This window comes from Phyllobacterium sp. (assembly GCF_037994425.1).
Classification (GTDB): domain Bacteria; phylum Pseudomonadota; class Alphaproteobacteria; order Rhizobiales; family Rhizobiaceae; genus Phyllobacterium.
This window is the reverse complement of sequence record NZ_JBBNAM010000040.1, coordinates 38,322-50,867: the sequence shown is the minus strand read 5'-3', so window position 1 is coordinate 50,867 and position 12,546 is coordinate 38,322. Positions and strand designations below refer to the sequence as shown.

The following is a 12,546-nucleotide window of genomic DNA, read 5'->3' as shown; positions in this document are numbered from 1 at the left end:
TCATGCCTTCGACGGGATAGACGCCCACGAGCGCGCCGTCGCGAAGCACCGTAATGCGATTGGAAATCTCAAGGACTTCGGCGAGGCGATGGCTGACGAAAACCACCGCAACGCCCGAGTCCGAAAGGGAGCGGACGATCTTGATCAGATGATCGGTTTCCGATTGCGTTAGCGACGCCGTCGGTTCGTCCATGAAGACAACCTTGGCCTCGCCAATGAGCGCGCGGGCAATCGCCACGATCTGCCGCTGTGCGATCGAGTATTCCTTCAGCGGGGTATCGACATCGAGTGTCACGCCGAGGCGCTGTAGTGCCCTTATCGCGATGTCGCGCATCCTTTTGTAGTTGACGAGGCGCGGGCGTCCGCCGACGACGGTGTGAAAGGCAATGTTCTCGGCGACGGTCATTTCCGGAAACAGCGCAAGATCCTGCCAGATCACCTGGATTCCGCCGGCCTGAGCGGTCACCGGCGACATATGCGCATAGGTCTGGCCGTCATACTCGATGACCGCGCCGGATTCGGGTCGGTAGACGCCGGTGATGATCTTGATCAAGGTGCTCTTTCCAGAGCCGTTCTCGCCGGCGAGACAGTGGACCTCACCTGGTAGCACGTCAAAGCTCACATTCTTGAGCGCCTTGATGCCGCCGAAGGTCATGTTGATGTTGCGCAGCGAAAGGAGCGGCGTCACGCCAGGCTCCCTGTTGAGTGTATCAGCCATCGTGTGCTCGTCTTCAAAGTGCTGCCGGGCCGGACAGCCCGCGCCCGGCAGCAGAAGGTTCCGCTAACGGTTCAAAGACCCATCTTGGCCAGATCGCCAACCGTTTCCTTATTGATCGGCACCAGTTCATCGACGATGATGTTGTGATTGGTGAAATCCGGATGGATGACGCCGAGACCCTCAATGGTCTCCCCATCCTTGATTTCTTCGCCCTTCATGAGCTTGTCAGCCAAGGTGACGAAGACTTCGCCTGCCTGCTTCGGATTCCACATGAACCCTCCGGAAATCGCATCGGACTTGATCAGCTTCTGGCCTTGGCCAGGCGAGAAGGGTCCGAGCACGAAGATCTGGCCCGTCTTGCGCCGCTCCTCAATGGCCCGCCCTGCACCGATCGGTCCCTGGCTGCCAAAAGCAAGGAAGCCCTTGAGGTCCGGATGTGCCGAAATGAGGTCGAGCGCGGTTGAACGACTTTTGTCGACGTCCTCGGCAACGCCGTAGCGCTCACCAACGAGCTTCATATCCGGATAATTCTTCTTCAGATAGGCATTGGCCGCATCCGCCCATGCATTGTGCAACGGCACCGTAAGCGAACCGACGAAGACGGCATATTCACCCTTCCCGCCCATCTTTTCGGCAAGGAGCTTTGCGTGCGCTTCGCCAAAACCAGTGGAGGACGCAAGCTCGAAGTCCCAGTCGGCGCCTTTCTGATTTGGCGATTCATGCGTGATGACGATGATGCCCTTCTCCTTTGCCTTGGAAAGGACGGGCTCGAGCACCTTAGCGTCATTTGGGACGACGCCGATGACCTTCACGCCTTGCGCAATCAAATCCTCAATGGCCCGTACCTGCAGCGCCGGATCGGCGCTCGTCGGCCCGACCATGAATGCATCAATGCCAAGCTTCTTGCCCTGTTCCTTGATGCCTGCGTCCATGGCATTAAACCACGGAATACCGCCGATCTTGACGACGACACCCACTTTGCCGCTATCAGCGGCAAGTGCTGCAAAAGAAGCGGCGATGGACAGTGACGCCGCAACGGTGGCGATCAGAAATTTTCGCATGCTAATCCTCCTCCATTTTGCTCCCCGCAGGAGCTTATCACTCAACTGGCGGGTGGGCATCTGCAGTTATCGACCGGCGTTGAAAATTTCCGCCTGTGCGATCTCGCCTCCTCAACGCGACACCCGCTGCACCATCGATGTTGCAAAATAGCACAATCGATGGTGCAATAAATATCCGCCAGAACGTGGCTTTCGTCAAGCGGCGTTTCGCACTAACAATGCGGGAGGAGAAATCGATGGAACATCATTCGAAAAAGAAGGCGACGATCTATGACCTTTCCGTCCTTTCGGGAACCTCGCCGTCAACCGTGAGTGCGGTGCTCAACGGCACCTGGCGCAAGAGGCGGATCAAGGAGAGCACTGCCAAGCTCATCAGCGATCTTGCCGAAGAACATCAGTATACCGCCAACCTCCAGGCGCGGGGCCTGCGCAGGTCGCGATCAGGTTTGGTCGGCCTTCTCTTGCCCGTCCATGACAATCGCTATTTTTCGTCCATGGCGCAGACATTCGAGGCGCATGTGCGCAGCCGGGGTCAGTGCCCGGTCGTTGTCAGCGCCTGCCGCGATCCTGAGGAGGAACGCAAGACCGTCGAGGCGCTCCTTGCCTATTCGGTTGATGAACTGATCGTAGCGGGTGCGACCGACCCTGATGGTATCGGTGCGGTCTGTGCAGGTTCACCTCTCAAGATTGTCAATATTGATCTTCCAGGCACGAGGGCGCCCTCCGTCATCAGCGACAATTACCAGGGTGGGCGCATGCTTACTGAAGCAATCATCCGCTACTTCGGCGAGGGAAATTATCCGCCTTCGGACGAGATTTATCTCTTTGGCGGTCGCGACGATCACGCCAGCCGCGAGCGTATTCGCGGCTTTCGTGCGATAAAACGCGAATTGACTGGGAGTGATTGCGATGAATGCATCATACGGACTGGCTATTCACCAAGTACGGCGCAGGTTGCGTTCGAGCGGTTCTACGAAAGGGCCGGCAAATTGCCACGCGCCCTCTTCGTCAACTCTTCGATCAACTTCGAGGGGCTTTTGCGCTTCATGGCGCACCATCCGAACGAGACGTTTCAGGATCTCGTCGTCGGCTGCTACGACTACGACCCTTTCGGCTCATTTCTGCAATTTCCTGTCATCATGATCCGTCAGGATGTCGACGGCATGATCACGAAGGCGTTTGAGATTATGTCGGAGACCCATCCATCCATCCGTACTTATCTCGTCCAGCCCGAGCTCATACCGCCGCGTACTGCCCTGACGGGGCCGCTCGACGCGATCAGGGATATCGCATGATTTATTCTCTGCATCGGCCCGCTTCGCGCGGTGCCGGATGATTCAGATTCCTGGCGGATGCTGAACGCGACCCAAAAGTCTGGGTTCCGCCCTATCGAGAAGCAAACTGACACGCGCCTTCGGGGGTGCGTGTCAGTCATTTCAGTCTTTTTACGAAAGGTGATGTACGTCCTGCAGACCAAAAACTGGCGTCTCGATACCTTCCATCCGGGCCTTCAGCTGGAGGGAAAGGTATTGCGAATAGTGACGGGACTGATGCAAGTTGCCACCGTGGAACCAAAGCGCCTCTTGCTGGGTTGGTTTCCACATGTTGCGTTGCTCACCTTCCCACGGTCCAGGGTCTTTGGTTGTGCCGGACCCGAGGCCCCAGCATTTGCCGACTTTATCGGCGACATCCTTCGAGATCAGGTCCGCCGCCCAGCCATTCATTGACCCATAACCCGTTGCATAGACGATCAGATCAGCCTCCAGTTCCCGCCCGTCTTCCAGAATGATCCCATTTTCATTAAGTTCGCGAATATTTGCACCGCTGATGAGCTTGATTTTTCCGTCAGCAACGAGGTCACAAGCCCCTACATCAATATAGTAGCCTGAACCCCGGCGCAGGTACTTCATGAACAGTCCGGAGTCATCATCGCCGAAATCCAGCATGAATCCAGCTTTCTCCAGGCGGGCATAGAAGTCCGCGTCCTTCTCGCGGATCTTATTGTAAATGGGTATCTGGAACTCATGCATGATCCGATAGGGCAGCGACGCGAAGATGAGATCGGCCTTGCGTGTGGTCATGCCGCTTGCGACGGCACGTTCGGAATAGAGATCACCGAGGCCGATATCCATGAGTGAGTCTGATTTGACGATATGGGTCGAGGAGCGTTGGAGCATCGTCACGTCAGCCCCCGCTTCCCACAACGCCGCACAGATATCATGGGCCGAATTATTGGAGCCGACGACGACGACTTTCTTTCCCGCATAGGCTTCCGGTCCAGGATGCTGGGAAGAATGCTGTTGCTCGCCCTTGAACACGTCCATGCCCTTGAACGACGGCCAGTTGGCCTTACCAGACATGCCTGTTGCCAGCACGAGCTGTTTGGGTCGCAGGATCACTTCCCTTCCGGCGCGCTCGACAATAACCGTCCACTCGGCTTCCGCTTCGTCATATTTGGCAGATTTGCAGACAGTTGAACTCCAGTAATTGAGTTCCATGACCTTGGTGTACATTTCGAGCCAATCGCCGATCTTATCCTTCGGCGCAAAGACCGGCCAATTGTCCGGAAACGGAATATAGGGAAGGTGGTCGTACCAGACCGGATCATGCAGGCACAATGACTTGTATCGATTACGCCAACTGTCGCCGGGCCGTTCATTCTTCTCAATGATGATCGTCGGCACGCCCAGCTGGCGCAGGCGAGCGCCAAGCGCAATACCACCCTGCCCTCCCCCGACGATGACGCAATAGGGCTGGATTGAGTAGCCAAGCTCCGCGGCCTCCGTTTCGAGCTTTTCCTTCCAGCTCTTGCGGTTGGGTTCACTCCCATGCTGCGCACCGAGGGGGCGCAAAAATCCCCTGGATTCTTCGTGGCCTTTAAGCTCGGTCATTGTCGTCAACAGCGACCAAATGTGGCCGTTCTTCAGGCGGATATGACCATATCCCCTCGCAACATCGGTCTCGAATTCGATCCAGCCCTGAACGATCCCATCGTCTTCGGTTGCGACCTCGTTCAAATCCTGGCGCAAGCTACTTGGCCTGATGTGTGCGAGCTGGTTCGTCAACATGGCCCGTATCTGGTCGTGCCCTTCCAACGTCTTGATATTCCAGGTAAATGTTACTAGATCGCGCCAGTAGCAATCTTCCTGGAACAGGTTAACGGCTGCATCGATATCGTTGTTGGCGAATGCTCTTTCGAGTTTGCCAAGCACGGTCTCGATTTTCTGGTGGGGGCTGTCGTCAAGCATGAAAATCTCCTCCATCTGCTTGTTGCATGTCTATTTGTCGGCGGGTGCGGGCTCCTCTACCCGCAATGTTCCGCTCAGGCGGTTAAGTCGATCAGAATTTTCAGATGCCTGCCTCCAGGATCAAGCAGGACGTCAAAACCTTCAAAAATCGCATCATCAAGGGTGATACGCTTGGTAATGACCTTGTCGGCCGGCAGGAGACCAGAACTGATCAAGCGGATTACACGCGGCCAATAATGGGTCGGATAAGCCCATGAACCGCGTACGTCTATGTCCTTGAAGGTGACCTGGAACCAGTCGAGCGGGTTTTCGTGCGGGTGAAGTCCCGTCTGGACGACAACCCCTTGTTTGCGCACGGCATCTACGCAGGCTTTCAAGGCATGTTCGTTGCCAACACATTCGATCGCGACATCGCAGCCGACACTGCCCTCCGTCCGGGATCGTACCACGTCTCCCACCGTTTCACGCAACGGGTTCATTGTAATGACGTCGGGCAAGATGGTTGTTGCGAGTTCTAGCCGAGTGTCATTGACGTCTGAGAGAAAGAGCTGAGCTGCACCCGCAGCGCGGGCTGCCAGCAACGTCAACACACCGATGGGTCCGGCTCCCGTTACCAAGACACTGCTTCCTGCGGTTACGCCGCCACGGTCACAGGCATAGACCGCAACCGCGGTGGGCTCGACGAGGGCAGCTTCCTCGTCGGTCATTTCGTCGGGGATTTTCTGAACATTGTATTCGTTAAGCACCGCGTATTCTGCCATTCCTCCCGATTGCCAGCTTAGTCCTGCGAGGGCCAGGTCGGTGCTGAGGTGAAACAGACCGCGATCAGCGAAGTAATCACCGGAACGGGGCATGATGAGAGGTTGCACGGAGACACGGTCGCCTTGGCTAACTGACGTTACGCCCTCGCCTACCGCCTCGACGATACCGCCAAACTCGTGGCCAAGCACCTGGGGGCCGGTGGCCCCGGTGAAGGGATGTGGTTCAACTGGAATAAAGATTGGGCCAGACACATATTCGTGGAGGTCCGTTCCGCAAATGCCGACGAACGTGTTGCGGATGAGGACCTGTCCCTTGGGTGGGTTCGTAGCGGGCTTGTCGATATTTTCCAGACGCAAATCCTTCGCCGCGTGGAAACGCAGTGCTTTCATTCGTTCCTCCCTGCCCGACGTAGAAAGACGAGCCTGTTCGATTTGTTTAGCGGTCTTTAGACGGAAGTCCGCCGATTCACTTGCCAGGGATGGAAGAGCAAGAACCATGCCAAAGCGACGGTTGGACATTATGTTGTTGTTTTTGTTGGGTATAGTATTTAGAAGTTCCGCAACAGCGGCGCGCATTGTGTGGCACCCAAACAGTTGGGGCGCCACATCGCGCAACAGTTGCAACGGTTCGGAGCTCGAGTATGCCGACTATTGGAACGCAAAAGGCGGCTCCAGTCCTTGAACGAAAGCTAGGTTGGTCTGGTAAGTGGAAGCGGAGTGTTAACGACGACGCTGATTGGGCAGTCGGTGCCGGGTGCTTCGCCGACCTCCCACATATGAAAAGCCCGGGTTAATGTTATTGCCATATTAGCGAAATTGGTAATGGGCGTGTTGTAGGCAATCAACGTAATTTGCCTATAACGCGGGTACCTGTGCTGACAATCGAAGAACTCCCGATTGCGATCCAGACCATCTTCGCTGACCTTGTGCATCGCGCGTGGACAGGAAATATCTCCGCATTGACCTCACAGGGAGGCTCCGCGTACACGTGCGAGGCGAGGGGCAGGTTGTATTGGTATTGGCAGCCTCCAACAGCGCCTGACGGCAATCGTCCCTCGGCCAAATACATTGGTCCGGACAATGATCAGACGCGCGCACATCTTCAGGAGCTGAGAGATCACGTCGAAAATCTGCGTCAAAGACGTGATATGGTGCGCGCGCTTCGCGCCGCACGGCTGCCTGTTCCCGACAGGATGTCCGGCGACATAATGGCCGCGATGGCCGAGGCAGGTGTGTTTCGTCTTCGGGCCACCGTCATTGGCTCGGTTGCGTTCCAAACCTATTCTGGCCTGCTCGGCTATCATTTGCCAGCAAGTTTCAGCCGGACCGGTGATCTCGATATCGCTCAATTTTCAATCGATCGCCATTGCGGCCGAGGATAAGATTGAAGTCGACCTCGAATCAGTGCTCAAGTCCGTCGATTCACGTTTTTCAGCCGTTCCTTACTCAATGGACGGACGCAAAACGCTGCGATATGCGTTGCGCGTTGGAGGCGATGAACGCTTCTCTGTCGACTTCCTAAGCCCGATGCGCGGTCCCGACCGGACAAAAATAGGGTCATTGCCAGCTTTACGGAGCGACGCTCAATTCTTACGCTATCTCGACTTTCTTTTGTATCAGGAAACAACCAACGTAGCTTTGCATGGCGCAGGCATTCCGATCCGCGTGCCCGACCCTACACGATACGCGCTGCATAAGCTGATCGTATCTCAGATGCGTCGCCAGGATGATCAGCAGAGCGCAGAAAAATCCCGGAAAGATTTGGATCAGGCGCATGCGCTCATAAGCATTTTGGCCATTCAGCGCCCAGACGATCTCAAAGATTTCTGGAACGAGCTTTGTGAGCGTGGCATGTCTTGGCGAGTGAAAGCCACCGCCGGCCTGGCTGCCTCAGGATGTAAGGCTGGCGCTGGGCGAGACAGCCTAAAACTTCATTCTTCGGCTTTAAAGCCAACCGCTCAAGGCGCGACAAGATGCGGGCGAAACCGTGGCCGCATGAAAGCACATACAGCTTCTCTCGACTGTGCAGACGGACGCTCCCTTGTTGCCGAGGTCGAGGTTTGATTTAAATTAGCGAGCAGAACAGGCTTTCCCCTGTTGGGGTTATTATTACTTTCTGCAAAAAAATTATAACGCACATTTCTGCCCGCATCTGCCACCTGAGTTATCATCGCCGGCGCAATGCTTTTGACCAGCAGCTTTAAGTAATGTTGGAGCGAGGAATAATCTCAACGCCGTCTCGACTGTCAATCGGCGTTGAACTTTTGCATGCCCAAACACAGCCTATGACGATGGAGACACCCCATCGATTCGAGATCCTCGACGCGGCGGCATAGGCACCGCCGCGCCAACATGTCAGCTAGTGCGTTGCTGGCTCAAGATACTGGCGCAGACTCTCATTGATCTGGTCGATAGCTGCCTCGGTGGAAGGTACGTTGCGGATTGCGTTCAATAGTACAAAGTCATGAATCGTGCCGTTATAGCGAGCTGCGGTCACGGTCACACCCGCTTCCTTCAGTTTCCTTGCGTAAGCCTCGCCCTCGTCGCGCAGCGGATCGTTCTCAGCGGTAATGACGAGCGCCGGCGGCAAGCCCTTGAGTTGGTCGAGGCTGGCGCGCAACGGCGACACATATGGGTTGTCGCGGGTCTTGGCGTCGGGAGCGTAGAGATCCCAGCCATACTTCATGAATGCGCGTGCCAGGAAGCGGTCGTTTCCATACTCGCGATAAGAGCCGGTATCGACGGTTGCATCGGTCGCCGGAATGAGGAGCGCCTGGAGGCTGATCTTGGGGCCACCGCGGTCCTTGGCCATAAGCGTCAGGGCTGCGGCCATGTTGCCACCGACAGAATTGCCGACCACGGCGATCCGGCTGCCGTCCGCGCCGAACTCTTCAGCGTGAGCAGTAGCCCATTTCAGTGCGGCATAGGACTGATCGAGCTGCGTGGGGAAGCGCGCCTCGGGCAGGGAGGTATACTCGACGAACACGCCGACCTGGCCGGAGCCTACCACCAGATCCCGCAGAAGACGCTGATGGTTTTGGAAGTTGCCTACTATCCAAACGCCGCCGTGAATGAACAGCAACACACCGGGCTTACCGGCACCTCGCTCGGGCTTCATGATATAAATCTTCACGGTTTGACCATCCTGACTGATGGTCCGCTCGGTCGTGCTCACGCCCGACATGTCGACGGAGGTCATGTTCTGAAGGCCGGTCAGAATCTCTTGGGGCTTTGGCTGGGGCAGTTCCCAGAACGGGCTTGGGTCCTTGTTGATCTTGGCTAGGAACGAGCGGACCTGAGGATCGATCCGAGGATCGGTCGCGGCGTCTGTGGCTGCATGAACAGGCTGAGTCATGAGAATTGCTCCAAGGCTGAGGGTTGCGAGTGAGGACAAGAATTTCACGGTCATTTTCTCCGAGAAGGTTGCACGCAGCAGCATGGGTAGCCCCCAACGAGGGTAGCCGCTTCTGTCAAATGACCAGTCCGATGACAGACGGGTAGTCAGCTTGCAGGATGGGTAGTGTCGGCAAGAATGGGGCGCAGCCCCGACCGCGACGTGATGCCGGTTTTCGAAAAGACCCTATGCAGGTGGTAACCGACCGTTCTGTGAGACAGATAGAGCCTGGTGCCGATTTCCTTATTTGAAAGGCCTTCGACAGCGAGTTGCGCAATACGAAGTTCCTGTGGGGTAAGCATCTCCCACGCGTACTCCGTTCGCCGGCGGCTGGTTTCGCCCGAAGCACGCAATTCCTCGCGCGCGCGGTCACTCCATGGCGAAGCGCCGAGCGCATCGAAGATGTCTCGGGCCTCACGCAGCGGAGCCCTTGCATCGGCGGATCTGCGTTGGCGACGCAGCCATCCGCCGTAAGCCAAGAGAAGACGTCCTCGCAAAAACGGCCAGTTCTTCGCGGCCGGTCCAAGTCCTTGCAAGAAGAACTGTTCAGCGTCCGCAGGCGCGGCGAGCAACGCCTTGCCGTAATAGAGCATCGTCTCGACCCATGGCACCGGCACCGGAGCCGAGACCCGCTCCATCTCTGCGATCACGCCATGGGCCGCATCGGCGTGTCCGGAGAAAAAGGCGGCTTCTATGAAATCCGCAAGCCCGAAGAATTGAAGACCGGAATTGAAAGCCGGATCGGCAGGCGTAAAAAGGCGCAGCAGATGCTCGTAGGCTTCCCAATGCCGGCCTGCGCCGATCGCCGATATGCCTCGCGCGATCTGCAGCATTGCAAGCAAGAAGCTGGCGCCAACGGCCAGAATGAGGCGTTCTGCCTCAGCCGCATACGCTTGTGATTGCTCCAGATTGCCCATCATCCCGGCAAGCTTCGCTTTCACGATCGTGGCCGCGGCAATCCAAAGCGTCGTGCCGGTCTCTTCGGCAAAGCGAACGGATTCTTCGGCCTCACTCATTGCTCCCTTCCAATCGCCCACCTCCATTTCGGCCCACGCCTGAGCAAAAAGCACGCGCGCGAGATCACTGAGCCTGCCTTGATCACGCAGTGCTGCAGCGGACCCAGCCAGGAAGCTTACGCCGAGGTCGAAGGCGCCAATGACGTTGGCCGTGCTACCGAGGATACGCGCAACCGCAGGATCGCCACCGTTGGCTCCGCTAAGCCGCTGGAGCTTACTGAATACGTCGCCCCCGAGTTGAAGTGGCTCAGCATAGGCGGATATTGCGATCAAGCGCGGATCCGTCTCCGACAACTCGAGGCTCTTTGCCGCGGCAAGGATGCTTTCGCGAATGCCCCCGTCCGCATTGCTCCACCAGCAGCGTTGAGCTGCGCGCCAGAGCAAGTTGCTTGCCAGATCCTTGGCGCCGGCAGCGTTGGCCTGCGCGGCCAAGCGCACCAACGTGGGGATTTTTGCCGGATCATTGACCATTGGAGGCTGGCCGATTTCACGGCACCAACCGATCCGCGCCAATGCGAGATGATCAGTTTCGTCCACGTCGGCTTGGCGCAGCAAACGCTTCAGTAGTTCTGGCTGCCCCAGGTCCGCGGCAAGTTCGGCGGCACGCAGGAGCCGGTCGCTTTTGCCTCTTGCCGTGCTGCTCAGTCTTGCCGCTTTTTCGAGAACCTCGATCGCCATTGCCACCGCCCCTCGCCGCAGTGCCCGGGCCGCCATGCGATCATATTCGCCCGCGAGCTCGTCATCGGGTCCAATCGTCGCCGCCGCACGATGCCATAAGTGACGGTCGAGTTGGTCACTAACGGTCGCCGCGAGCGCAGCGTGGATCATTTGGCGCGTTGCCAGATCGGCCGCCTGATGCATCGCTGAACGAACGAGCGGGTGTCGAAACCGCACCTCTGTTTCGTCAATCTCAATCAGCTTGACGGCTGTCGCTGGCGCCAAGTCATTGACCCCCACTCGCTCGCCCAACACCGCTTCGCCGGCACTCAGGGTTTCGTGAAGCGACGTCCCGTCGTTTTCCGCTGCCACGAACAGCAGAGTTCGGGCCGTCGCCGGAAGATCGGACAAACGGGCTGAGAAGGCACGCTCCAAGCGCTTCGTCAGCGGAAGCCACGTGCTATCTTGAGCGCCCGCTGACCGCCCGCCGCGAGGCAGCTCTAAAAGGGCCAGGGGATTACCGGAAGCCTCTTTCAGGAAGCGGCCGCGCAGATCAGTCGAAAGACCCGGTGCTTGGGCGTCCAGCAGGCGCTCAGCATCGGCGTCGTCAAGTCCTGAAAGTCGGAGCCACAGGGTGGAGGCGTCACCAAATGAACGGTTGAAGCCATCGCGCATGGCCACCAATAGAACGACGGGGTCCGAACTCAATCTGCGCGAGATAAAGGCAAGAACGTCATAGGTTGCCTCGTCGAGCCATTGCGCATCGTCGGCAACAAGCAGGATAGGCTTGCGTGTTGCGCTCTCGGTCAGAAGAGACAGAGTTGCAAGTGCAACCAGAAAGATGTCGGGCGCTCCCATGTCATCGTGCATGCCGAAAGCGGCCAGCAAGGCAGACCGCTGGCGAGGGACCAAGCCTACAGCCCGCTTCATCATCGGTCGGAGTGCCTGCTCAAGCGCTGCGAACGGCAAATGAACTTCGGCCAGGACGCCGGTCATACTCAATACCGACACATCACGTGCGCTGGCTCGGTGCTTGGCTACTTCGAGGAGCGCAGATTTCCCGATCCCGGGCTCGCCACTGATGACGAGGGTCGATCCACCTTGATCGATCCGGTCGATGAGATGATCGATCAAGGCAATGTCTTGCTCTCGGCCTTGCAAGACATGGAACGCTGAGTGGGCGGCATCTGTCGGCTGTTTCCGCCGCGGCAAGTATTTCTTTTTCGCCCGCTTGGTCATCGCTTAGCCATTGGTGACGCTGCACCATTTCGAACTTGACAGCGTTAAACGCATGCGAACCTAGTGACGCAAAATTTGATATTGTGGGTCAGTGGATTGTGGGACGACACCACTTCATATCAATCTGCCAGCCACAGACTGATCCGTAAAGCTGCATTTACGAAGGCGTTCGCGAACACCAGCCAAGGCATGTGAACGCCGCCGTCTTCTCTCCGTAGCTCTTCGAATCTTCACTCGTGCTACGGCAGCTTGTTGCAACCGGGCTCTCAATTAACCCAAACGCCATCCCATATTGGCCGGCGGACTTAGGATCCCTCACCGCAAGGTAACGGGTTCGATCACCGTCGCTCGCACCATATTGAGATTATTGATAAAAGTTCGGTAGCGCCTTATTCGATCGCATTCTAGAAGCACGGACGCGAGCGCGGCAGAAATGGCTGCGATCACTACTC

The 12,546-nt window shown here is 57.2% G+C and carries 8 protein-coding genes; 2 read left to right on the top strand and 6 right to left on the bottom strand.

The annotated features are described in order from the left end of the window. Both AAAB35_RS02560 and AAAB35_RS02555 read right to left on the bottom strand, forming a co-directional pair. Window positions 1-718: ATP-binding cassette domain-containing protein (locus AAAB35_RS02560; RefSeq protein WP_340666670.1), on the bottom strand; the 718-nt coding region annotated here is incomplete at its 3' end. Window positions 719-789: 71 nt separating this feature from the next. Then, the gene (locus AAAB35_RS02555; RefSeq protein WP_340666669.1) at window positions 790-1,779 is read right to left on the bottom strand and encodes an autoinducer 2 ABC transporter substrate-binding protein; all 990 of its coding nucleotides are present in this window, start codon (window positions 1,777-1,779) and stop codon (window positions 790-792) included. 236 nt (window positions 1,780-2,015) lie between these two features. Here AAAB35_RS02555 and AAAB35_RS02550 point away from each other — a divergent pair, with 236 nt between their 5' ends. Further along, complete coding sequence (locus AAAB35_RS02550; protein ID WP_340666668.1) at window positions 2,016-3,074, top strand: LacI family DNA-binding transcriptional regulator; 1,059 nt, start codon at window positions 2,016-2,018, stop codon at window positions 3,072-3,074. A 150-nt stretch (window positions 3,075-3,224) separates the two neighbouring features. Here AAAB35_RS02550 and AAAB35_RS02545 read toward each other — a convergent pair whose 3' ends face one another. Together AAAB35_RS02545 and AAAB35_RS02540 are read right to left on the bottom strand one after the other, a co-directional pair. Next, window positions 3,225-5,027, bottom strand: coding sequence for an NAD(P)/FAD-dependent oxidoreductase (locus AAAB35_RS02545; protein WP_340666667.1), 1,803 nt, complete (start codon window positions 5,025-5,027; stop codon window positions 3,225-3,227). A gap of 74 nt (window positions 5,028-5,101) precedes the next feature. Continuing rightward, window positions 5,102-6,178 (bottom strand): 2,3-butanediol dehydrogenase, encoded by a 1,077-nt coding sequence (locus AAAB35_RS02540; protein WP_340666666.1) that lies wholly within the window; start codon window positions 6,176-6,178, stop codon window positions 5,102-5,104. Window positions 6,179-7,045: 867 nt separating this feature from the next. Here AAAB35_RS02540 and AAAB35_RS02535 point away from each other — a divergent pair. Continuing rightward, window positions 7,046-7,852 (top strand): GSU2403 family nucleotidyltransferase fold protein, encoded by an 807-nt coding sequence (locus tag AAAB35_RS02535; RefSeq protein ID WP_340666665.1) that lies wholly within the window; start codon window positions 7,046-7,048, stop codon window positions 7,850-7,852. A 295-nt stretch (window positions 7,853-8,147) separates the two neighbouring features. Here the strand turns inward: AAAB35_RS02535 and AAAB35_RS02530 are convergent, their stop codons facing one another. Further along, window positions 8,148-9,143 (bottom strand): alpha/beta hydrolase, encoded by a 996-nt coding sequence (locus AAAB35_RS02530; RefSeq protein ID WP_340666664.1) that lies wholly within the window; start codon window positions 9,141-9,143, stop codon window positions 8,148-8,150. Window positions 9,144-9,289: 146 nt separating this feature from the next. Continuing rightward, window positions 9,290-12,094 carry an AAA family ATPase gene (locus tag AAAB35_RS02525; RefSeq protein ID WP_340666663.1) on the bottom strand — a complete coding sequence of 935 codons (2,805 nt, stop codon included), beginning with the start codon at window positions 12,092-12,094 and terminating at the stop codon, window positions 9,290-9,292. Between the last annotated feature and the right edge of the window lie 452 nt (window positions 12,095-12,546).